Source organism: Agrobacterium deltaense RV3 (assembly GCF_900013505.1).
GTDB lineage: Bacteria > Pseudomonadota > Alphaproteobacteria > Rhizobiales > Rhizobiaceae > Agrobacterium > Agrobacterium leguminum.
Map to the genome: position 1 here is coordinate 1,305,652 of NZ_LT009745.1, position 22,574 is coordinate 1,328,225.

Here is a 22,574-nt window from a genome sequence, read left to right on the forward strand (position 1 = left end):
CTTGTCCCGAGCATCTGCAACCGATTGATTTTAGATACGTGTTTGGATCCTCGGCACAAGGCCGAGGATGACGTCGCATGCTAGGCAGCCATCACGAAGCAAGCGCGGCCTTTATCTTCTCCGCGTGGGCCTTCAATACCTCGCCATCGGCCATCACGCCGGAATGCGGCTTCAGCGGCTCGCCTTCCTTGCGCGGAATGACGTGGAAATGCAGGTGAAAAACGGTCTGGCCAGCCGCCGGTTCGTTGAACTGGGCGATGAAGACGCCATCGGCATCGAAGGCTTCCTTGGCCGCCACTGCCAGTTTCTGCACCACGGGAATGGTTTTCGCCAGCACTTCAGGGTCGGCATCGAGCAGGTTGCGTGAACCGGTTTTCGGAACGACCAGCAGATGGCCGGGGGCCTGCGGCATCACATCCATGAAGGCTAGCGTGTGCTCGTCCTCGTAAAGCTTGTGGCTCGGAATTTCGCCGCGCAGGATTTTTGCGAAGATATTGTCGTCGTCATAGGCGCTGGCCGTCATCGTGTTCTCTCCTCATGGCGGACTATACGTCCGGTTCCTGTCTCTCGCCCTTGCGGAAGGGCGTGTGTTCATCAAGATAATCGCCGATATGCTCGACTTCCTCGCGCTCGCGCTGAAGATAATCGGCAATGGCGCGGCGCAGGCCTGGGTGGACGATGAAATGCGCCGAATGGGTGGTGACGGGCATGTAACCGCGCGCCAGCTTGTGTTCGCCCTGGGCGCCGGCTTCCACCCGTTTCAGTCCCCTGGAAAGCGCGAAATCGATCGCCTGATGGTAACAGACCTCGAAATGCAGAAAGGGGTGATCCTCGATACAGCCCCAGTGGCGGCCATAAAGCGCGTCCGAGCCGATGAAATTGATCGCACCGGCAATATAGCGTCCCTCGCGTTTCGCCATCACCAGCAGCACGTCATCAGCCATGCGCTCGCCGATCAGTGAATAAAATTCCCGCGTCAGATAGGGCCGGCCCCATTTGCGGCTGCCGGTATCCATATAGAAGGCGAAGAACTGGTCCCAGATATCCTCGGTCAGGTCGCTTCCCGTCAGCCAGTCAATCTCGATGCCGTTTTCGAGTGCGGCGCGGCGTTCTTTCTTCAGCCCCTTGCGCTTGCGCGAGGAAAGGGCGTCGAGAAAATCATCGTGATCGCGATAACCGTCATTGATGAAGTGGAACTGCTGGTCGGTCCTGTGCAGGAAATCGCGCGGCAGAAGGGCGGAGAGATCGTTCTCTTCCAGAAATGTGACATGTGCCGATGAGACGCCGATCTTTTCCGTCACCTGCGCGAGACCGGAGGCCAGGAGCGTTTTGAAACGTGTCTCGTCCTCGTTTTCGCAGACGAGCAACCGTGGTCCGGTTGCCGGCGTGAAAGGGACCGAGCATTGCAGTTTCGGATAATAATGCCCGCCGGCCCGCTCGAAAGCATCCGCCCAGCCGTGGTCGAAAACATATTCGCCCTTGCTGTGGTTCTTCAGATAGGCGGGCACCGCGCCGACCAGAGCTCCGGAGGCGTTTTCGAGAAGCAGATGGTGCCCCAGCCAGCCGGTTTTCGCTGTCGCCGATCCCGATTCTTCCATGGATGATAAAAATTCATGGGAAATAAACGGGTTGTAGATTTTTCCTGACGTATTGCGCGAGGTTCCGGAAAGCCGTTTCCAGCTTTCCGGATCGATATCCCTGAAGGATTGCGCAACGCGAATGGAATAGTCTTCTGTCATGCCGTGGCGGACGGGTTCTCTCTCGGGTCGAAACCTTCGAATGTCATCTGGTCCGCATATTTATAGGTAGTCTCGCGCGCATTTTCATCCCTGACCGTCCAGGTAATCACCGGAAGGCCAAGTTTTCTTTGCGCCTCGATGAAGCTGTTGGGCAGATGACCCCAATGATAGGAGATAAAATCGAGCCCGAACTGCATCGCTTCGTCATGTTTGAAGAAGTCTTCCGGCTTGTCGCCTTCGGCCGTCAGTCCCAGCGGCCAGGGCGAGCCGGCCGCCTTCAAATCCTTCAGCAGATGGTGGTCGAAGCTCATCAGCGCCACATGGCCCTTATAGTCCTCAAGGTCTTCCAGCACCGCCTCGGCAAAACCGTCGTCGACGCCTTCACCGGCGCGGCCTTTAAGCTCGATGACCAGCGGCACCTTGCCGGCGCAGAACGTGAGAAGCTGCTTGAGGGTAGGGACCCGATCCCCGGTCTGGCCGACGGCAAGAAGCGACAGCTCGGCGGATGTGCGTTCGCGCACATCGCCCTTGATGCCGGTCAGGCGGGCCATGTCGTCGTCGTGAAAAATCACCGGCACACTGTCGGCCGCCAGCTGCACGTCGCATTCGATGGCGAAACCGGCTTCGATGGCGCGGGAAAAGGCGGAAAGCGTATTTTCCCAGACCGCCTTATTGAGATCGTGATAACCGCGATGGGCGACGGGCTGAGCTGTCAGCCAGGAGAGTTTCAGCGTCATACGTCGATTTCCACGATGGCGTCTATTTCGACGGCGGCATTGAAGGGCAGGCAGGCCATGCCGACGGCGGCGCGGGCGTGTTTGCCGGGCTCACCGAGAACATTGGCAATGAGGTTGGAAGCACCGTTGATGACGAGGTGCTGTTCCACGAACTCCGGAACCGACGCAACAAAGCCATTCAGCTTGACGACACGGCGGATTTTCGAGAGATCGCCATTCAAAGCGGCCTTGACCTGTGCGAGAATGTTGACGGCGCATAATTCGGCCGCGCGCTGGGCGCCTGGCACGTCGACATCGCGGCCAACGAGGCCCGTCACCGCAATCTTGCCCGATTCCATCGGCAGTTGACCCGATACATAAAGCAGATTGCCGCTGATGGTGAATGGAACGTAGTTTGCGGCTGGTGCTGCGGCTACGGGGAGCGTAAAGCCAAGTTCCTTGAGGCGGCCTTCGATGACGTCCGACATTTTCGTCTCCGGTTTTGTTGTAAATCCTTCAAGAATCCGGCATTCAGAAGATGTTGATCCAAAAGCCGGGCGGTTGCTTGTACAATATGAGCGGCGAGTCCAACAGGAGATATTGCATGTTTGTCAGGACGCTTGGTTTCGTTGCCGCAACAGGGCTTATGACCGGCCTGTCGAACGCTGCCAATGCCTTGCCGGTCACGGTTCCCGATCTCGTCGCCCACCGCGCCGTCTACGATCTCGAACTCAAGGATGCGTCCGATCGATCCGGCATCGAGGGCATGACGGGCCGCATGGTCTATGAATTCACGGGCTCGGCCTGTCAGGGCTACAAGACGGATTTCCGTTTCGTGACGCAGATCAACACCGGCGATGCCGTGCGCATGACCGACCAGCAGACCACGACCTTCGAGGATCTGACGGCCAAGAAATTCACCTTTGAGACCAAGTCCTACACCGACGACAAGCTGGACAAGGAAGTGCAGGGCGCCGCGACCGACGGTACCGATGGCGTGAAGGTCGATCTGACCCGCCCGGATGCCCGCCAGGTCAGTCTCGTCGCCAGCGAATTCCCGACGCAGCACATGTTTCAGGTCATCGAACATGCGAAACAGGGAAAGCGCATCTTCGAATCCCGGATATTCGACGGTTCGGACGATGGCGATGAAAGCCTGATCACCTCCACGCTCGTCGGCAAGTCGCAGATGCCGAAGGATGGCGATGCCGACGCCGGCAAGGCGGGCGAATTCGCCAAGGCGGCATTCTGGCCGGTAACGATCGCCTATTACAACGACAAGACCGGCACGGACGCGCTGCCGATCTACCGCATGTCGTTCAAACTTTACGAAAACGGAATCACCCGCGATCTGACGATGGATTACGGCGATTTCGTTCTGACGGGAAAGCTTACGAAGCTCGATATTCTCAAGCCCGAAACCTGCGAAAACAAGCCTGTCCGCTGAAACGCGGCTGTTTCTGCGGTTTTTTCGCATAAATGCTTGCATTTTCATGCGGGCGACTGTATGCGGCTCACCATTCCACACGCGAAGCTTGGGATGTTCCGGGAGAAATCCGGTCCGTTCCGCCCGGTGGTATCGATGAAAATCGGTGCTGTTCGCTTCGCGGGGGTTAAACCGGAAAAGGAGTAACAAGGCATGGCATTGCCCGATTTTTCTATGCGCCAGCTTCTGGAAGCTGGTGTTCACTTCGGCCACCAGACGCACCGCTGGAACCCGAAGATGAAGCCGTACATCTTCGGCGACCGTAACAACATCCACATCATCGACCTGGCCCAGACCGTTCCGATGCTGTCGCGCGCCCTTCAGGTCGTGTCCGACACCGTTGCCCGTGGCGGCCGCGTTCTGTTCGTTGGCACCAAGCGCCAGGCGTCCGAAATCATCGCCGACAGCGCAAAGCGTTCGGCCCAGTACTACGTCAACTCCCGCTGGCTCGGCGGCATGATGACCAACTGGAAGACCATCTCCAACTCGATCCAGCGCCTGCGCAAGGTCGACGAGATCCTCAACTCGGAAGCTTCCGGCTACTCCAAGAAGGAACGCCTGAACCTTGAGCGCGAGCGCGAAAAGCTTGAAAAGGCTCTCGGCGGTATCCGCGATATGGGCGGCGTTCCGGACCTGATGTTCATCATCGACACCAACAAGGAAAAGATCGCGATCGAAGAAGCCAAGCGTCTTGGCATTCCGGTCGTTGCTATCATCGACAGCAACTGCGATCCGGACCACATCGACTACCCGATCCCGGGTAACGACGATGCTTCGCGCGCCATCTCGCTTTACTGCGACCTGATCGCCCGCGCTGCCATCGACGGTATTGCCCGTCAGCAGGGCGCTTCCGGCCGCGACATCGGCGCTTCGGAAGAAGCTCCGATCGAGCCCGCTCTCGAAGACGAGGCTGGCGCCTGATATAGGCCCTGTCTGGCGGCGATCTCGGTCGCCGTCTCCTCGACCAGGATATGACAAGGCCGTCAAAGACCTTCAATGGGTTGACGGCCTTGTTCGTTTCAAGCGCTCCGCCACGTTTTTATGAAATCGCTGGCGTCCGATGCGGTTGAAACGGAAGGCAGTCTTCATAACGCTGTCATACTTCAGCGGCACCCATCATCTCGATGCATGGAGACGCCGCAGCACTTGGGAATGCGCATGCCCCTTTCCTGAAATCCTCTCCGGTTTCAAAGGGTGTGCGGCCGGGTACAGTCATCACCCAGAACTTCGGTACGGCAAATTCCGCCGGCTGACCGATCGAACCGATAAGAGGCACACAATGACCGAAATCACAGCCGCAATGGTGAAGGAACTGCGCGAAAAGTCTGGCGCAGGCATGATGGACTGCAAGAAGGCTCTTGCTGAGACCAATGGCGACATGGAAGCGGCGATCGACTGGCTGCGCGCCAAGGGCATCGCAAAGGCCGACAAGAAGTCCGGCCGCACGGCTGCCGAAGGTCTGGTCGGCGTTGCCACCATGGGTCACAAGGCTGTCGTCGTTGAGCTGAACTCCGAAACCGACTTCGTTGCCCGTAACGATGCGTTCCAGGACCTCATCCGCGGTATCGCCCAGGTTGCCCTCACCACCAACGGCACCGTTGACGCTGTTTCCGCTGCCACCTATCCGGCAACCGGCAAGTCCGTTGCCGACAGCATCAAGGACGCGATTGCCACCATCGGTGAGAACATGACGCTCCGCCGCTCGGCAGCGCTCGAAGTTCCGCACGGCGTTGTTGCGACCTACATCCACAACGCTGCCGGCGACGGCATCGGCAAGCTCGGCGTTCTCGTTGCCCTGAAGTCGGAAGGCGACAAGGCCGTTCTGAACTCCATCGGCCGTCAGGTTGCCATGCACATCGCTGCGACCAACCCGCTCGCCATCCGCGCTGAAGAAGTCGACGCCGCCGTTGCCGAGCGCGAGCGCAACGTCTTCATCGAACAGGCCCGCGAATCCGGCAAGCCGGAAGCCATCATCGAAAAGATGGTCGATGGCCGTATGCGCAAGTTCTTCGAAGAAGTCGCCCTTCTGTCGCAGGCTTTCGTCATCAACCCGGACCTGACTGTCGGCGCTGCTGTCAAGGAAGCCGAAAAGGAAGCCGGTGCTTCCATCGAAGTGACGGGCATGGTTCGCCTGCTGCTCGGCGATGGCGTCGAGAAGGAAGAAAGCGATTTCGCAGCCGAAGTCGCAGCCGTCGCCAAGGGCTGATTATATTTACCCAATCTTGGGAAAACGGGAGGGCATCGCGTGACAACGCGGTGCCCTTCGTGTATCCGCGTTTCGGTTACATTTCCGAGGAGTCATGATGTCTTCCAAGCCGATCTACAAACGCGTTCTTCTCAAGGCTTCCGGCGAAGCCCTCATGGGCGATCAGGGTTTCGGTATCGATGTGGCGGTGGCTGATCGCATCGCTTCCGATATCGCCGAGGCGAGGGCGATGGGCGTCGAAGTCGGCGTTGTCGTCGGCGGCGGCAATATTTTCCGCGGCGTTGCCGTGGCCTCCAAGGGCGGCGACCGCGTGACTGGCGACCATATGGGCATGCTGGCGACCGTCATCAACGCGCTGGCGCTCGCGACCTCGCTGCGCAAGCTCAGCATCGACACCGTCGTTCTTTCCGCAATCGCCATGCCTGAAATCTGTGAGAGCTTCTCGCAGCGTGCGGCGCTCCATCATCTCGCGCAGGGGCGTGTGGTGATTTTCGCTGGCGGTACGGGCAACCCCTTCTTCACCACTGATTCTGCCGCAGCCTTGCGCGCTGCGGAAATGGGCGCCGAAGCGATCTTCAAGGGCACACAGGTGGACGGCATCTATTCCGCCGACCCGAAGAAGGACCCGGCGGCGACCCGTTTCGACGAATTGACCCATAGCGAAGTGCTCGGCAAGGGACTGGCGGTCATGGATATCGCCGCCGTTGCGCTTGCCCGCGAAAACCACATTCCGATCATTGTTTTCTCGATCCACGAGAAGGGCGGTTTCGCGCAGATATTGACCGGCGGCGGCCGCAAGACCATCGTGCACGACAAATAATCAAAACGATGCCGCCTCAAGGGGCGATTACGGCCGGCTTGGCCGACAAGATGGAGTATCAAGATGAGTGGTGTTGACCTCAACGATATCAAGCGCCGTATGGACGGCGCCATCAATGCATTCAAGAGCGATATCGCATCGCTTCGCACCGGCCGCGCTTCGGCCAATATTCTCGATCCGGTCACCATCGAGGCTTATGGCTCGCGCGTACCGCTGAACCAGGTTGCGAATATCACTGTTCCGGAGCCGCGCATGCTCGGCGTCAACATCTGGGACAAGTCGATGGTCAACGCCGTCGACCGTGCGATCCGCGAATCCAATCTCGGCCTCAACCCCATCGTTGACGGCCAGAACCTGCGTATCCCGCTGCCTGAACTCAACGAGGAGCGCCGCAAATCGCTCGTCAAGGTCGCCCATGATTATGCCGAAAAGTCAAAGGTGGCGATTCGCCATGTTCGCCGCGATGGCATGGATGGTCTGAAAAAAGCCGAAAAGGACGGTGACATCGGTCAGGACGAAAGCCGTGGACAGTCGGAAAAGGTTCAGAAAATGACCGATGACACGATTTCGGAAATTGACCGCTTGCTTGCCGAGAAGGAAAAGGAAATCATGCAGGTCTGATATCGCTTGCGATAGACCTGTATTTTATTCGTTTTAATTCCGCGCTGCCCTGTTACTGGATCGATATGCCGACGACGACACGTTCCTCCATACCCGAGCACGTCGCCATCATCATGGATGGCAATGGACGCTGGGCAAAGCAGCGCGGTCTTCCGCGCGTGATGGGGCATCGCCGCGGTGTGGAGGCCGTGCGCGAGACCGTGCGCGCGGCCGGCGATTGCGGAATACGCTATCTCACGCTCTTTGCCTTCTCGTCGGAAAACTGGCGCAGGCCCGAATCCGAGGTGAGCGATCTGATGGGGCTTTTGAAAGCCTTCATCCGGCGTGACCTTGCGGAACTGCACCGCGAAAATGTCCGCGTGCGGATCATCGGCGACCGGCAGGGGCTGAAGCACGACATCCGTTCTCTCCTCGAAGAGGCGGAGCAGATGACGGCGGGCAATACCAAGCTGACGCTGGTGATCGCCTTCAACTACGGAAGCCGCGACGAGATTGCGCGCGCGACGGCGGCGATTGCGCGCGATGTCGCCGAAGGCAGGCTTAATGCCGAATCCATTACGCCGGAGATGATTTCGGCCAGACTCGACACGTCGGGTATGCCTGATCCTGATCTCATCATCCGCACCAGCGGCGAAGAGCGCCTGTCGAACTTCCTGCTCTGGCAGGCCGCTTATTCCGAGTTCCTGTTCGTTCCCGAATATTGGCCGGACTTCGACCGCCAGCGATTCTTCTCCGCAATCGAGCAATATGCAACGCGTGACCGCCGCTTCGGTGCACTCACCGAGCAGGTTGCCGTGGCAGGCGCCTGATGAGCCGTGAACTCAGACTGCGGATCGTGTCCGCAATCGTCATGGCGGCGGTCATTCTGGCCGCGACCTGGTATGGTGGCATTCTGTTCCGCATCGTCGCGGGCCTCCTGGCGATCCTCATCTATTATGAATGGTCGACGATTACCCGGCTGTCGGAAACCAATTCGACCGGCAATGCCTGGGGCTGGTTCGCGGTCGCCGTCATCGCCGGCAATACGATATTCGGCGAATCCTCGCTCGATCTGCCGCTCTTATCCGGCTTCACGCTGACGGCGGCGCTGTTTCCAATTTTGCGCGGCAGAAACTGGTGGCTGGTGGGCGGCATTTTTTATGCGGGCCTGAGCGGCATATCGCTGGCAGCCATCCGTGGTGACGAGCTGACCGGCTTCGTGTCCATCCTGTTTATCTTCGCCGTTGTCTGGTCGACGGATATTCTCGCCTATTTCGTCGGACGCGCCATTGGCGGGCCGAAGCTTGCGCCTTCGATCTCGCCCGGCAAGACCTGGTCCGGCGCGATCGGCGGGGCGGTGGCGGCCGTGATCGGCGGCGGCGCGGTGTCCATGGCCTATCACGGCAGGATCAGCGTGCTGGTGCTGGGGCTCGCCCTTATCCTTTCGGTGTTCAGCCAGATCGGCGATCTCTTCGAATCTTTCGTGAAACGGCGTTTCCAGGTCAAGGATTCCAGTCATCTCATTCCGGGCCACGGCGGCTTCATGGACCGTGTCGACGGTCTTGTTTTCGCCTGCTTTACGGTATTCCTCATTGCTTTCGTGCATGCGGCGGCAACCGGCGACGTGCCCGGATCGGGCGGCGGTCTGTTGCCGGGTTTTTGAGCGGCGCGAAGGGTCACGACACAAAGGGCAGATTGTCATGAACACAGTAATGGCGGCGACCGGCTTTCTGACCGGCTATATCGTGCCCTTCATCCTGGTGCTGTCACTGCTCGTTTTTGTCCATGAAATGGGCCATTATCTGGTCGGTCGCTGGTGCGGCATCCGCTCCACCGCATTCTCCATCGGCTTCGGCCCGGAACTGATCGGTTTCACCGACAAACGCGGCACGCGATGGAAGATTTCGGCGATCCCGCTCGGCGGTTACGTCAAGTTCTTCGGCGATGAGGATGCGGCGAGCAAGCCGGATAGTTCCGGCCTGTCGCATATGTCTCTGGAGGAGAGGGCGCAGACGCTTTCCGGCGCAAAGCTGTGGAAAAGGGCGGCCACGGTTGCCGCAGGCCCGATCGCCAATTTCATTCTCGCGATTCTCATCTTCGCGGTGCTCTTCGGCATTTACGGCCGGATGATCGCCGATCCGGTCGTGGCGGAAGTCCGTGAAAACAGCGCGGCGGCTGCCGCCGGCGTGCAGCCCGGCGACCGGCTCATCGCGATCGATGGCGAAAAAGTGATGACCTTCGAGGATGTCCGCCGTTACGTCGGCATCCGGCCGGGCACGCCGATCACGGTGACGGTCGAAAGGGCGGGCGAGGAGCTGAAGCTGCCGATGGTCCCGACCCGCACCGAAACCACCGACCAGTTCGGCAACAAGCTGGAAATGGGCATTATCGGCATCGTCACCGACCAGACCAGTGGCAATTTCCGCCATATCGAATATTCGCCGTCCGAGGCGCTGGTCGAAGGCGTGCGGGAAACTGGCCACGTCATTACCGGAACATTCAACTATATCGGCAATCTCGTGACAGGGCGCATGAATGCCGATCAGCTTGGTGGTCCGGTGCGTGTGGCGCAGGCGTCCGGCCAGATGGCGACGCTCGGCATTTCCGCTGTTATCCAGCTTGCCGCCGTTCTTTCCGTCTCCATCGGTCTTTTGAACCTGATGCCTGTGCCGGTTCTGGACGGCGGGCATCTGGTGTTCTACGCCATCGAGGCCATTCGTGGCAGGCCGCTTGGCGCGGGCGCGCAGGAAGTCGCGTTCCGTATCGGGATGATGATGATTTTGGGTCTTATGGTTTTTGCAACATGGAATGATATCAGCAGCTTGATCGGCTGAGGATTGTGTTTTAACGGTTTTGTTAGTTATTTGTTTACCTTGTTTTTATGCCGAAGTGGCGAATGAGCCACTCTGGAGCACGAAGTAAACAGAATTTAACGTTCGCGCTTGCTTGTAGGGGAAAAGCAGGTAAAACGACGCACATGGCCGGAGTCGGGTTCCGCCCGCTGAGGGACAACGTAAAAAGGTAAGAATTGAAATGAAGGCTGGTTCAAGATTTTTGAACGCTGTGTCGGCGGTTGCTCTGTCTGCCGGTGTTGCTTCGGTTGCGGGCCTTGGCGTGCTTGCCTCTGCTGGCGCTGCAAATGCGGCCGTCATCAGCAGGATCGATGTTCGCGGGGCCGACCGGTCCGGTGCGGACTCCGTGCGTTCCAACATCACCATTGCGCCGGGTAAGAACTTTTCCAATTCGGACATCGATGAATCGGTGAAGCGTCTTTACGCCACCGGTTACTTCTCGAATGTTTCCATGCGCGTTTCCGGCAGCACGCTGGTCGTGACCGTCAATGAGAACCAGCTCGTCAACCAGGTGGTCTTCAACGGTAACCGCAAGATTAAGGACGACAAGCTCGCTGGCGTTGTGCAGACCCAGTCCCTCGGCCCGTTCAATCAGGCCATCGTGACCGCGGATATTGCCCGCATCAAGGAAGCCTACGCCGCCATCGGCCGTAGCGATGTTGAAGTCACCACGCAAACCGTTTCCGTCGGTCAGGGCCGTGTGAACATTGCTTTCGTCATCAATGAAGGCGAGCGCACGAAGATCGGCCGCATCGATTTCATTGGCAACAATGCCTATAGCGATGGTCGTCTGGCCGCCGTTATCAATACCAAGAAGTCCAACATGCTGTCGTTCCTGACACGTAAGGACGTCTATAACGAAGACAAGCTGCGCGCCGATGAAGAGGCGCTGCGCCAGTTCTATTACAACCGTGGTTACGCCGACTTCCGTGTCGTTTCCTCCGATGCGGTTCTGGATGAATCCAAGAACGAATACACCATCTCGATCACGGTAGATGAAGGCAAGAAATACGATTTCGGCAATGTCGCCGTCGAATCGACCGTTCCCGGCGTCGATGGTTCCGAACTGCAGGGTCTCGTTGAGACCCGCCAGGGTGCGAGCTACAGTGCCAAGGAAGTTCAGCAGAGCATGGAAGCGATTTCCAAGCGCGTGGCCGGCGAAGGTTATCCCTTTGCCCGCGTAACGCCGCGCGGCGACCGCGACATGGCTGGCAACACCATCGGTGTGACCTATATCGTCGATCAGGGTGAGCGCGCCTATGTCGAGCGTATCGAAATCCGCGGCAACACCCGTACGCGTGACTACGTCATTCGTCGCGAGTTCGATATTTCCGAAGGCGATGCGTTCAACCAGACGGTCATCACGGCTGCAAAGCGCCGTCTCGAAGCGCTCGGCTATTTCTCGAAAGTCAATATTTCGACCGCCGGCGGCAGCGCGCCTGACCGTGTCGTCATCGTTGTTGACGTAGAAGATCAGTCGACGGGTTCGTTCGGTATCGGCGCCGGCTATTCGCAGAACGACGGTGTGCTGCTCGAAGCATCCATCGAAGAGAAGAACTTCCTCGGTCGCGGCCAGTACATCCGTCTCGCCGCTGGTGCGGGTGAAGATGATGCGCGCAGCTATACGCTGTCCTTCACGGAGCCCTATTTCCTCGGCTACCGTCTTGCCGCAGGTTTCGACCTGTTCAAAAGCCAGAGCCGCAGCGAAGACTATTATGACTACGACGAGCAGGGCTTCTCGCTGCGCGTGACCGCGCCGATCACCGAAGACCTCTCGACGACGTTCAAGTACACCTACAAGCAGCTCAATTATGACGGCGAAGGCGACTGGGAAACCGGCAGCAACCTTGCCGCTCCCTACAAGGACCTGATCCGTGGCGGTGACTGGACGCAGTCCATCATTTCGAACACGCTGAACTACAATACGCTCGACGACCGCAACATGCCGCGCGAAGGCTGGCAGGCTGCTCTGACGAACGAATTTGCAGGTCTCGGCGGCGATTCCGAATATTACAAGATTTACGCCAAGGCTCGCTTCTTCTACACGCTCTCCGATGAGTACGATGTCATCGGCTCGCTGACCGGTCAGGCCGGTCACGTGGTGCCGACAGGCGACAATCTGCTGGTATTCGATCAGTTCAAGTTCGGTGGCCGTCAGGTTCGCGGCTTCAAGAACGACGGTATCGGTCCGCGCATCGGTTCCGACTCCATCGGCGGCACGACCTATTTCGCCGCTTCTGCTGAAGTCACGGCTCCGATGCCTGGCGTTCCGGAAGATTTCGGCCTTCGCCTTGCTGGCTTCGTGGATGCCGGCACGCTCTATGGCAACAAGGTTGCCAACAGTGCAGGTGTGAAGGACGACAACTCCATCCGCGCATCCGCCGGTATCGGCGTGATGTGGGCGTCGCCCTTCGGTCCGATCCGCGTCGACTACGCCGTGCCTTTCGCCAAGGAAGACTACGACGAGGAACAGCGTTTCCGGTTTGGCATGTCCAACACTTTCTGATATCGGCAGTCCAGAACTGCAACTTTGAACGTTCTGGAGTTTCCGGCTGATGGAATACAACGCCTTTTTTCCGCCCCACGAGGGATTGCGATTGAAAGATATCGCAGACCGTTTTGGGGCGGAACTGTCTGATGACGCGGCGGGAGAGCGGATCATTCGGTCCGTTGCGCCGGTATATCGGGCAAAACCCGATCAGCTCTGCTATATTCTTTCGCGCAAGAGCCGCGATGAGTTGCAGACCTGCGACGCTGGCGCCGTCATTTGTGACGCCGCACTTGTAGACATGCTTCCGTCTCATACCCCTGCGCTGATATCGAAAAACCCGCATACGCTTTTTGCGCAGGTTGGTGCCTTGCTGCATCCCTCCGCCATGCGTCCGGGTCTGATCGCGCGGATGGAAGCTGAAATTTCCCACGCTGCGCATGTCGATCCATCCGCGAAGCTGGAGGCGGGTGTCATCGTCGAGTCGCTCGCCGTGATTGGAGCTGGCGCCCATATCGGCGCTGGTACGCGCATCGGTCCCGGCGTCATCATCGGGCAGGATGTGCAGATCGGACGCGATTGCACCATTGCCGGCGGCGCAAGCGTTCTTGCAGCCCTTATCGGTAATAATGTGATTATCCATAACGGCGCACGCATCGGACAGGACGGTTTCGGTTATGCCCCCGGTCCGCGCGGCATGTTGAAGATCGTGCAGATCGGCCGGGTCATCATTCAGGACAATGTCGAGATTGGCGCCAACACCACGATCGATCGCGGCACCATGGATGACACGGTCATCGGCGAAGGCACCAAGATCGACAATCAGGTCCAGATCGGCCACAACGTCCGCATCGGCCGCCATTGCGGCATCGTCAGCAAGGTCGGCATTGCGGGCAGCACCCGCATCGGCGACGGTGTGATGATTGGCGGCGCGGCCGGCATCAATGGCCATATCAACATTGGCGACGGCGTACAGATCGCGGCGATGAGCGGCGTTGTGTCGGACGTTCCGGCAGGCGCCCGTTATGGCGGCACGCCCGCGCGTCCGATGAAATATTTCCTGCGCGACATGGCCGAAATTCTGGCGCGCGCTGAAGGGCGTGATAAAAAAACAGGAGAGAAAAACAATGACTGAAGAAACGAAGACGGCGCTCGGCGCGGCTGACATTCTGGAAGTCATGAAGCTTCTGCCGCATCGTTACCCATTCCTGCTGATCGACAAGATCATCGAGATCGACGGTAACAACTCGGCGATTGGCATCAAGAACGTCACCGTCAACGAACCGCATTTCACCGGCCATTTCCCGGACCGGCCGATCATGCCGGGCGTTCTGATCGTTGAAGCCATGGCCCAGACGGCGGGTGCGATCTGCGCTCGCAGCCAGGGTGAGGGCGGTCATCTGGTTTACTTCATGACAATCGACAATGCGCGGTTCCGCAAACCCGTAGTCCCTGGTGATCGTCTGGAAATCCATGTCGTCAAGCAGCGCCAGCGCGGTAATGTCTTCAAATTCCATTGCGAAGCGAAGGTGGACGGCGCGCTGGTGGCGGAGGCCGATGTCGGCGCCATGATGATCCCCGAGGATCAGCAATGAGCACGATTGCCGCCTCGGCCAGAATTCACCCGAGCGCCGTGATCGAAGACGGCGCGGTGATCGGTGAAAATGTCGTCATCGGTGCGCTGAGCTATGTCGGCGCGAAAGTCACGCTGCATGACGATGTTCAGCTGCACAATCACGCCGTTGTTTCCGGCCTGACCGTGATCGGCCGTGGCTCGGTCGTCCATCCCATGGCGGTCATCGGCGGCACGCCGCAGGCAATTCGCCATGACGGTTCGGAAACGACCCTCGAGATCGGTGAGCGCTGCATCATGCGTGAAGGCGTGACGATGAACGCCGGCAGTTCCGATGGCAGCAGCAAGACCATTATCGGTGACGATAATCTCTTCCTCGCCAATTCGCATGTGGCGCATGATTGCCGCCTCGGCAGCCACATTGTGCTTTCCAATAATGTGATGCTGGCGGGCCATGTCACCATTGAGGACCGCGCTATTCTCGGCGGTGGCTGCGCCGTGCACCAGTTCACGCGCATCGGCCGCCAGGCCTTTATCGGCGGACTTTCGGCGGTCAATTACGATGTCATTCCCTATGGCATGCTGAATGGCAATCCCGGCATCCTCGGCGGCCTGAACGTCGTGGGCATGACCCGTGCCGGCATCGAGCGCGCCGATATCCATAAGGTCAGACGCGTCTACAAGGCGATTTTCGAGGCCGAAGGCACGATCCGCGGCAATGCGGCGGCCATCGACCGTAACGACTATCTGGATTGCCCGCAGGCGCTTGAAGTCATCGACTTCATCGGTGCGGATAGCGACCGCGCGATCTCTTCGCCCAACCGGGGCAAGTGAGCCGTGACAGGCGGCGGGCGTCTCGCCATCGTGGCCGGCAGCGGCCAGCTGCCGCTTTATGTGGCGGCCGCTGCCCGTGAGATGGGCGAAAACCCTTTTATCGTGCGCCTGCGTGATGATTCCCGTTTCGACTGGAGCGGTTTCGACAATGCCGTCATCAGTGTCGGCGATGTCGCCGGGCTTGGCCGTCTGCTGCGCGAAAACCGGGTAGACCGCGTCGTGCTGTCCGGTGGTGTGGCGCGGCGGCCGGAATGGCGCGAGATCCGCCCCACACTCGGCATCCTGCTCAAACTGCCGTCCATTGTCAGGACGCTGCTGTCCAGCGGCGACGACGCCGTTCTGCAGATGGTCATCAAGATCATCGGCACGCTCGGCGCAAAAGTCATCGGCGCTCACGAGATCGCCCCCGGCCTGCTGGCCGCTATAGGCCCTTTCGGTGCGCAAAAACCTGCCGAGGATGATCTGCGCGATATACGCAAGGCGGCTGAGGCCGCGCTTGCACTTGGCAAGCTCGATGTGGGGCAGGGCGCCGTCGCCGTCGGCGGCCGCATTGTCGCGCTGGAAGGCGTCGAGGGCACGGATGCCATGCTGGCGCGCGTCGCGGCATTGCGCGCCGAAGGACGAATATCCCCGCGCCGCAGGGGTGTGCTCGTAAAGCTGTGCAAGCCGCAGCAGGATGTGCGCGCCGACCTGCCGACAATCGGTGTGGAAACGGTAGAGAATGCGCGAAAAGCCGGGCTGGCTGGTATTGCCGTCGAAGCCGGGCGGGCGCTGGTGCTTGATCGCGAGGCGATGTTGAAAGCGGCCGATGAGGCGGGCATATTCGTCTGCGGCATCGATACATCACTTGGCGGAGACATGATCGGATGACGGCGGCACTAAAAGTGGCGGTCATAGCCGGGGAAGTATCCGGCGATCTTTTAGGCGCGGATCTGATCCGCTCGCTCAAGGCCCAATATACGGGGCCTGTCGAGCTGGTCGGTGTCGGCGGCGAAGCGCTGGAAGCGCAGGGACTGGTTTCCCTGTTCGACTATTCCGAACTCTCCATCATGGGCTTCACGCAGGTTCTGAAAAAACTGCCGAAGCTCATTGCGCGGATCAACCAGACCGCTCAGGCAATCGCCGCCGCAAAGCCCGATATTCTCCTGATCATCGACAGCCCGGATTTCACCCATCGCGTTGCGAAAAAAGTCCGGCAGCAATTGCCGCATCTGCCGGTCGTCAATTACGTCTGCCCCAGCGTCTGGGCGTGGAAGGAATATCGCGCCACGGCGATGCTCTCCTATGTCGATCACGTGCTGGCGCTGCTGCCCTTCGAGCCGGAAGCCATGCGCCGTCTCGGTGGTCCGCCGACAACTTTTGTTGGTCATCGCCTCAGCGTCGACCCCGATGTGCTCTCCGTGCGTCAAAAGCGGGCGGAACGTTCTCTGCCGGCGAATGGCGAACCGAAGACCATTCTCCTCCTGCCAGGGTCGCGTTCCACGGAGACGACGCGGTTGATGGAGCCGTTTCAGGCGGCAGCGAGAGCTTTTGTGGAGCGCAACGGTCCGACGCGGTTCCTGTTGCCCACCGTGCCGCGTCAGGAAAAACGCATCCGCGAACTGGCAGCATCATGGCCGGAGGATATCAGGCCCGAAATCGGTATCGATTCCGCTTTTAAATGGAATGCCTTTGCTGAAGCCGATGCGGCGATTGCCGCTTCCGGCACGGTCATTCTGGAACTCGCGCTCGCGGGCGTGCCGACGATCTCGGTCTACAAGACGGACTGGATTTTCACCATGCTGAGCAAGCGGGTGAAGACCTGGACAGGCGCGCTGCCGAACCTGATTGCCGATTACGCCGTCGTGCCGGAATATTTCAACGAGGTGGTAAGGGCAGGTTCGATGCTGCGCTGGGCAGAGCGTCTGTCTTCCGACACCACCGAGCGGCAGGCGATGCTCGAAGGTTATGCACTCGTGCAGCAGCGTTTGCACACGGATGTGCCTCCGGGCGAAACCGGTGCGCGCATTCTTCTGGATGTCCTGAAGAGCAAAGCTCGCCCCTCACAATAATCATATAGGCACTCTCTCCATCGGGCTGCCGTCCTGCTGCCGATGCAGGCAGGCGAGGGCGCGATTTTACTGCATTTGATCGTTAGGGCGGCAAACGGCTGACCGTCAGACGGCTCCCGGCCCATAAATTTCCGTCTGGCACACCTCTTGCTTTCAATCTTGTATGCAAGATAGCCATACATCAGAAAGCGCCCAGAGCGCGGTAGAAGACGCCATCATCTCCGGCATTCTTTCCGCCCGCATTCGTCCGGGAACCCGCCTCAGCGAGAACCAGCTCGCCAGCCTTTTCAGCGTGTCTCGCACGCGCATCCGCGAGGCCATGATGCGGCTGGAGACGCGCGGCATCGTCACCGTCAGCCCGCGCCGCGGCTGGTTCGTGGTGGAGCCTTCCGCCGAAGAATCCATCAAGGTCTATGAGGCGCGGCGCATCATCGAATATGGGCTTTTGCGCAATCTTTCCGGCGTCAGCCCGGAAGGCATCGCCATCCTCGCCGATCATCTCGATGAGGAGAAGGCGGCGATTTCCAAAGGCGACCGCCAGCGCCTGACCTGCCTGATGGGCGATTTTCACATCCGCATCGCCGAAATCGCTGGAAACGACATCATCGTCGAAACGCTGCGCGACCTGACGGCCAGAACCATCCTCATCTCCATGCTCTATCAGTCCGATTTCCATGCGCAGCAATCGCATGACGGACATTGCCGTATCTTCGAAGCGATCAAGGCGGCCGATTTCCATGGCGCCGCCGAACTCGCCATCCGCCATCTCGACGAAGTCGAAACCGGTCTCGATCTCACCCGCAGGCCGGATCCGCTCTACGAGCTTCGCAATTCCCTTTCACTTCAGCCTCTTTCCTCAAGCCCCAAGGAGTAATTCTCAATGATTTCCAGACGTTCATTGCTTGCCATTGCCGCGATTTCCGCAACGCTCGGTTTTTCGCCCGCAGCCTTTGCCGATGCGCTCGGTGATATCACCTCCCGCGGCACGATACGCGTTGCCGTCCCGCAGGATTTCCCGCCCTTCGGCAGCGTCGGCACGGATATGGCCCCGCAGGGCTATGATATCGACGTCGCCAATCTGATCGGCGAGAAGCTGGGCGTGAAGGTCGAACTCGTGCCGGTCACCAGCGCTAACCGCGTTCCCTATCTGCAGACCAACAAGGTCGATCTCGTGATTTCGAGCCTCGGCAAGAACCCGGACCGTGAAAAGGTCATCGACTTCTCCACCGCCTATGCGCCCTTCTTCAACGGCGTGTTCGCGCCGGATTCGGTTGCCGTCACCAAGGCGGAAGATTTGTCGGGCAAGACCATTGGCGTCACCCGTGGCGCGGTCGAGGATCTGGAGCTGACGAAGGTGGCGCCTGCCGATACGACCATCAAGCGTTATGAGGACAATAACGGCACGATCTCCGCCTTCCTCGCCGGCCAGGTAGAAGCCGTCGCCACGGGCAATGTCGTGGCCGCCGCCATTCTCGCCAAGAACCCGCCAAAGCGCCCCGAGCTGAAGTTCCTGATCAAGAATTCGCCCTGCTATATCGGTCTGAACAAGGAACAGCCGGCGCTGCTTGAAAAGGTCAACGCCATCATCGCCACCGCAAAGACCGATGGTTCCTTGAACACGATCGCGCAGAAATGGCTGAAAACCGACCTGCCCAAGGATCTCTGAGCAACCCGGAAAAACGCATGCGCCGGCCTCGCCTTGAGGCAGGACCGGCGCATGGTTTGTCCTCGCCGAAAGGAAGCATCGGGTGAAATACACATTCGATTTTGGATGGCTTCTCGACTATTATCCGCAGATCGCCAAAGGCATCGCCGTTACGCTGGAATTGATTGCCATCGGCGGCGTTCTCGGCATCGCCCTCGGCATCGTCTGCGCCTGGGTGCGCGCGCTAGGCCCCAAATGGCTGCGGCCGCCGGTCGCGACCTATGTGGAGCTCATTCGCAACACGCCATTCCTCATACAATTGTTTTTTATCTTTTTCGGCCTGCCATCGCTTGGCCTGCAATTGTCGGAACTGACCGCCGCCAACATCGCCATGGTGGTCAATCTCGGGGCCTATAGCTGCGAGATCATCCGGGCCGGTATTCAGGCGACGCCAAAGGGGCAGTTCGAGGCGGGGGCAAGCCTTGCCATGACCCGCTTTGAAACCTTCCGGCATGTGGTTCTGGTGCCCTCGCTGCAACGCATCTGGCCGGCGCTTTCGTCGCAGGTGGTGATTGTCATGCTCGGCTCTTCGGTCGTATCGCAGATCGCCGCCGAGGATTTGACCTTCGCGGCCAATTTCATCCAGTCGCGCACCTTCCGCGCCTTCGAAGCCTATATGGTCTCCACCGTCATTTATCTCGTGCTCGCCATTCTTCTCCGGCAGGTGCTGGTCATCGGCGGCAACTTCATCTTTCCGCGCAGGAGTGTCCGATGATCGAATTCTCCACCTGGGATATTCTCAGAAACCTGCTGCTCGCCACGCGCTGGACCGTGCTTCTCTCGCTCGTCTCTTTTGCCGGCGGTGGTCTGGTGGCGCTGCTTCTGCTCTTCATGCGCATTTCCCGGAAAAAATCGATGCGGGCTTTCGCACGCTATTATGTCGAGCTTTTTCAGGGCACGCCGCTTTTGATGCAGCTCTTCATCGCCTTTTTCGGCCTCGGCCTGTTCGGCATCGATGTGCCGGCCTGGCTGGCGGCGGGCCTGACGCTGATCCTGTGGGCGGCGGCCTTCCTCACGGAAATCTGGCGCGGCTGCGTTGAATCCGTAGCCAAGGGCCAGTGGGAGGCATCGGCAAGCCTTGCCATGGGACGCCTGCAGCAAATGCGTTACGTCATCCTGCCGCAGGCCCTGCGGGTCGCCATTCCGCCAACCGTCGGTTTCTTCGTGCAGGTCATCAAGGGAACGGCCGTGACCTCGATCATCGGTTTCGTCGAACTGTCCAAGGCCGGCACGGTCGTCACCAACGCCACCTTCCAGCCCTTCACCGTTTATGGCCTCGTCGCCCTCATCTATTTCGCGCTGTGCTGGCCTCTGTCTAAGAGCAGCCAGATCCTCGAAAGGAAGCTCAATGTCGCTCATCGAAATCACTGAAGTCCGCAAAAGCTATGGCAGCAACGAGGTTCTGAAGGGCATCAACCTCGATGTAGAGCCCGGTGAGGTCATCGCCATCATCGGCAAGAGCGGATCGGGAAAATCGACCCTGCTTCGCTGCATCAACGGGCTGGAGACGATTTCGGCCGGTTCCATATCGGTCGCCGGCGCGCAGCTTCTCGAAGACGATCTGCATCTGAAAGCCCTGCGGCTGAAGGTCGGCATGATCTTCCAGCAGTTTAACCTTTTCCCGCACCGGACCGTCGGCGGCAACGTCATGCTGTCGCAGACCGTGGTGAAGAAGACGCCGAAACCGGAAGCGGAAGCCGTTGCCCGCAAGATGCTGGAACGGGTCGGGCTGGCGCATAAATTCGATGCCTATCCCGATGAATTGTCCGGCGGCCAGCAACAGCGCGTCGCCATTGCCCGCGCTCTCGCCATGCAGCCGATTGCGCTGCTGTGCGACGAGATCACCTCGGCACTCGATCCCGAATTGGTCTCGGAGGTGCTGGCGGTGGTGCGTGAACTGGCCGGTGAAGGCATGACTCTCCTGATGGTTACGCATGAGATGAAGTTTGCGCGCGACGTCTGCTCCCGCGTCGTCTTCATGCATGAGGGCAGGGTGCATGAAATTGGCCCGCCGGAGGAGGTGTTTTCCAATCCCGCTACACCCGAACTCAAGCAGTTCCTGGGCGTTGCGGCACGCCACTGAGAACTATTCGGATGCCCAACAAAAAAGGCCGGCGGGTGAAAACCTGCCGGCCTTTGATCTTATAGGGTTTCGCGGCTTAGCGCTTGGAAACCGGAACGTAGTCGCGCTTGCCGGCGCCCGTATAGAGCTGGCGCGGACGGCCGATGCGCTGCTGCGGATCTTCGATCATTTCGTTCCACTGTGCGATCCAGCCGACGGTGCGGGCAAGAGCGAAGAGAACGGTGAACATGGTCGTGGGGAAGCCGAGCGCCTTCAGCGTGATGCCCGAATAGAAGTCGACATTCGGGTAGAGCTTCTTTTCGACGAAGTAGGGGTCGGAAAGGGCGATCTTTTCCAGCTCCAGCGCGACCTGCATGATCGGATCGTCGGAGTTGCCGGTGGCTTCCAGCACTTCGTACATCGTCTTCTGCATGATCTTGGCACGCGGGTCGTAGTTCTTGTAGACGCGGTGACCAAAGCCCATCAGGCGGAACGGATCGTTCTTGTCCTTGGCGCGGGCGATATATTCCGGGATGCGGTCAACCGTGCCGATTTCGTTGAGCATGTTGAGCGCCGCTTCGTTGGCGCCGCCGTGAGCCGGGCCCCAGAGGCAGGCGATGCCAGCTGCGATACAGGCGAACGGGTTCGCACCCGAAGAACCGGCAAGACGCACCGTGGAGGTGGAGGCATTCTGCTCGTGATCGGCATGCAGGATGAAGATGCGGTCCATGGCGCGGGCCAGAACCGGATCGACCTTGTAATCCTCGCAGGGCACGGCAAAGCACATGTGCAGGAAGTTGGAGGCGTAATCGAGGTCGTTCTTCGGGTAAACGAAGGGCTGGCCGATATGGTACTTGTAGGCCATGGCGGCGATTGTCGGCATCTTGGCGATCATGCGCAGCGAAGCGACCATGCGCTGGTGCGGATCGGTGATGTCGGTCGAGTCGTGGTAGAAGGCCGAGAGAGCGCCGACCGTGCCGCACATGACGGCCATCGGATGCGCATCGCGGCGATAGCCGGTGAAGAAGCGGCTCATCTGCTCATGCACCATGGTGTGGCGCGTGACGCGGGTGTCGAAGTCCTTCTTCTGCGCAGCGGTCGGTAGTTCGCCGTAAAGCAGCAGATAGCAGGTTTCCAGGAAGTCGCCCTGTTCGGCGAGCTGCTCGATGGGGAAACCACGGTGAAGGAGAACGCCCTCGTCACCGTCGATATAGGTGATCTTGGATTCGCAGGAGGCCGTCGACGTGAAACCCGGGTCGTAAGTGAAGGAGCCCGTGTGCTTGTAGAGCGTGGCGATATCGACGACGCTTGGTCCAATCGTGCCTTCCCTGACCGGGAGTTCGACCTGCTTTTCGCCAAGTGTCACTGTAGCGCTTTTTTCCGTCATACTGATCCTCCGAAAACATGCGGGTGGGGGCGTTGAGACACGCCCCGCGGTTAAG

Annotated in this window: 24 protein-coding genes; 19 read left to right on the plus strand and 5 right to left on the minus strand. The window is 59.4% G+C overall.

Features of this window, described 5'->3' with window-relative positions:
* Positions 1–91: 91 nt before the first annotated feature.
* From AGR7B_RS06630 to AGR7B_RS06645, 4 genes are read right to left on the minus strand one after another with little or no spacing between them, the layout of a single operon-like run.
* On the minus strand, positions 92–523 hold the full coding sequence (locus tag AGR7B_RS06630) for an HIT family protein (protein WP_078053976.1): 432 nt from the start codon (positions 521–523) through the stop codon (positions 92–94).
* Positions 524–545: 22 nt separating this feature from the next.
* Positions 546–1,739: a GNAT family N-acetyltransferase gene (locus tag AGR7B_RS06635; protein WP_065653931.1), complete on the minus strand. Its 1,194-nt coding sequence runs from the start codon at positions 1,737–1,739 to the stop codon at positions 546–548.
* Positions 1,736–2,476, minus strand: coding sequence for a glycerophosphodiester phosphodiesterase (locus AGR7B_RS06640; protein ID WP_065653930.1), 741 nt, complete (start codon positions 2,474–2,476; stop codon positions 1,736–1,738). Before AGR7B_RS06640 ends, AGR7B_RS06635 begins: the two co-directional genes overlap by 4 nt.
* Complete coding sequence (locus AGR7B_RS06645) at positions 2,473–2,943, minus strand: RidA family protein (protein WP_065653929.1); 471 nt, start codon at positions 2,941–2,943, stop codon at positions 2,473–2,475. Before AGR7B_RS06645 ends, AGR7B_RS06640 begins: the two co-directional genes overlap by 4 nt.
* Positions 2,944–3,059: 116 nt before the next feature.
* Between AGR7B_RS06645 and AGR7B_RS06650 the strand changes: the two genes are divergently transcribed.
* The 19 genes from AGR7B_RS06650 (at position 3,060) to AGR7B_RS06740 (ending at position 21,153) form a co-directional block, all read left to right on the plus strand.
* The gene (locus AGR7B_RS06650) at positions 3,060–3,902 is read left to right on the plus strand and encodes a cell envelope integrity EipB family protein (RefSeq protein ID WP_065653928.1); all 843 of its coding nucleotides are present in this window, start codon (positions 3,060–3,062) and stop codon (positions 3,900–3,902) included.
* A 192-nt stretch (positions 3,903–4,094) separates the two neighbouring features.
* On the plus strand, positions 4,095–4,862 hold the full coding sequence (rpsB, locus tag AGR7B_RS06655; protein WP_003496241.1) for a 30S ribosomal protein S2: 768 nt from the start codon (positions 4,095–4,097) through the stop codon (positions 4,860–4,862).
* A 358-nt stretch (positions 4,863–5,220) separates the two neighbouring features.
* Complete coding sequence (tsf, locus tag AGR7B_RS06660; protein ID WP_003521408.1) at positions 5,221–6,147, plus strand: translation elongation factor Ts; 927 nt, start codon at positions 5,221–5,223, stop codon at positions 6,145–6,147.
* Positions 6,148–6,244: 97 nt separating this feature from the next.
* Complete coding sequence (gene pyrH / locus AGR7B_RS06665; RefSeq protein ID WP_035218853.1) at positions 6,245–6,967, plus strand: UMP kinase; 723 nt, start codon at positions 6,245–6,247, stop codon at positions 6,965–6,967.
* 63 nt (positions 6,968–7,030) lie between these two features.
* On the plus strand, positions 7,031–7,588 hold the full coding sequence (frr, locus tag AGR7B_RS06670; protein ID WP_003521407.1) for a ribosome recycling factor: 558 nt from the start codon (positions 7,031–7,033) through the stop codon (positions 7,586–7,588).
* A 65-nt stretch (positions 7,589–7,653) separates the two neighbouring features.
* A complete protein-coding gene (locus AGR7B_RS06675) occupies positions 7,654–8,397 on the plus strand; it encodes an isoprenyl transferase (RefSeq protein WP_065653927.1) in 744 nt (247 codons plus the stop codon).
* Positions 8,397–9,230, plus strand: coding sequence for a phosphatidate cytidylyltransferase (locus AGR7B_RS06680; protein ID WP_003521405.1), 834 nt, complete (start codon positions 8,397–8,399; stop codon positions 9,228–9,230). Before AGR7B_RS06675 ends, AGR7B_RS06680 begins: the two co-directional genes overlap by 1 nt.
* A gap of 49 nt (positions 9,231–9,279) precedes the next feature.
* The gene (gene rseP / locus AGR7B_RS06685) at positions 9,280–10,401 is read left to right on the plus strand and encodes an RIP metalloprotease RseP (RefSeq protein ID WP_003521404.1); all 1,122 of its coding nucleotides are present in this window, start codon (positions 9,280–9,282) and stop codon (positions 10,399–10,401) included.
* A gap of 199 nt (positions 10,402–10,600) precedes the next feature.
* Positions 10,601–12,925, plus strand: a complete 2,325-nt coding sequence (gene bamA / locus AGR7B_RS06690) for an outer membrane protein assembly factor BamA (protein WP_080856293.1) — start codon at positions 10,601–10,603, stop codon at positions 12,923–12,925.
* Between the two features lie 49 nt (positions 12,926–12,974).
* A complete protein-coding gene (gene lpxD, locus AGR7B_RS06695) occupies positions 12,975–14,042 on the plus strand; it encodes a UDP-3-O-(3-hydroxymyristoyl)glucosamine N-acyltransferase (RefSeq protein WP_080856294.1) in 1,068 nt (355 codons plus the stop codon).
* Complete coding sequence (gene fabZ / locus AGR7B_RS06700) at positions 14,035–14,502, plus strand: 3-hydroxyacyl-ACP dehydratase FabZ (protein WP_065653924.1); 468 nt, start codon at positions 14,035–14,037, stop codon at positions 14,500–14,502. Before lpxD ends, fabZ begins: the two co-directional genes overlap by 8 nt.
* Complete coding sequence (gene lpxA, locus AGR7B_RS06705; protein ID WP_003521399.1) at positions 14,499–15,314, plus strand: acyl-ACP--UDP-N-acetylglucosamine O-acyltransferase; 816 nt, start codon at positions 14,499–14,501, stop codon at positions 15,312–15,314. Before fabZ ends, lpxA begins: the two co-directional genes overlap by 4 nt.
* Positions 15,315–15,317: 3 nt before the next feature.
* Positions 15,318–16,184: an LpxI family protein gene (locus AGR7B_RS06710; protein WP_162934069.1), complete on the plus strand. Its 867-nt coding sequence runs from the start codon at positions 15,318–15,320 to the stop codon at positions 16,182–16,184.
* Positions 16,181–17,365 carry a lipid-A-disaccharide synthase gene (lpxB, locus tag AGR7B_RS06715; RefSeq protein WP_080856295.1) on the plus strand — a complete coding sequence of 395 codons (1,185 nt, stop codon included), beginning with the start codon at positions 16,181–16,183 and terminating at the stop codon, positions 17,363–17,365. The genes AGR7B_RS06710 and lpxB overlap by 4 nt, the downstream gene beginning before the upstream one ends.
* A 163-nt stretch (positions 17,366–17,528) precedes the next feature.
* On the plus strand, positions 17,529–18,239 hold the full coding sequence (locus AGR7B_RS06720; protein ID WP_080856296.1) for a GntR family transcriptional regulator: 711 nt from the start codon (positions 17,529–17,531) through the stop codon (positions 18,237–18,239).
* A gap of 6 nt (positions 18,240–18,245) precedes the next feature.
* Positions 18,246–19,031 carry a transporter substrate-binding domain-containing protein gene (locus tag AGR7B_RS06725; RefSeq protein WP_035261717.1) on the plus strand — a complete coding sequence of 262 codons (786 nt, stop codon included), beginning with the start codon at positions 18,246–18,248 and terminating at the stop codon, positions 19,029–19,031.
* 82 nt (positions 19,032–19,113) lie between these two features.
* Positions 19,114–19,785: an amino acid ABC transporter permease gene (locus AGR7B_RS06730; RefSeq protein ID WP_080856297.1), complete on the plus strand. Its 672-nt coding sequence runs from the start codon at positions 19,114–19,116 to the stop codon at positions 19,783–19,785.
* On the plus strand, positions 19,782–20,441 hold the full coding sequence (locus tag AGR7B_RS06735) for an amino acid ABC transporter permease (protein ID WP_078053972.1): 660 nt from the start codon (positions 19,782–19,784) through the stop codon (positions 20,439–20,441). Before AGR7B_RS06730 ends, AGR7B_RS06735 begins: the two co-directional genes overlap by 4 nt.
* Positions 20,419–21,153 (plus strand): amino acid ABC transporter ATP-binding protein, encoded by a 735-nt coding sequence (locus AGR7B_RS06740; protein ID WP_080856298.1) that lies wholly within the window; start codon positions 20,419–20,421, stop codon positions 21,151–21,153. Before AGR7B_RS06735 ends, AGR7B_RS06740 begins: the two co-directional genes overlap by 23 nt.
* A 76-nt stretch (positions 21,154–21,229) precedes the next feature.
* On the opposite strand, the gene gltA is transcribed toward AGR7B_RS06740, so the two are convergent.
* A complete protein-coding gene (gltA, locus tag AGR7B_RS06745) occupies positions 21,230–22,519 on the minus strand; it encodes a citrate synthase (protein ID WP_003502585.1) in 1,290 nt (429 codons plus the stop codon).
* Positions 22,520–22,574 lie beyond the last annotated feature (55 nt).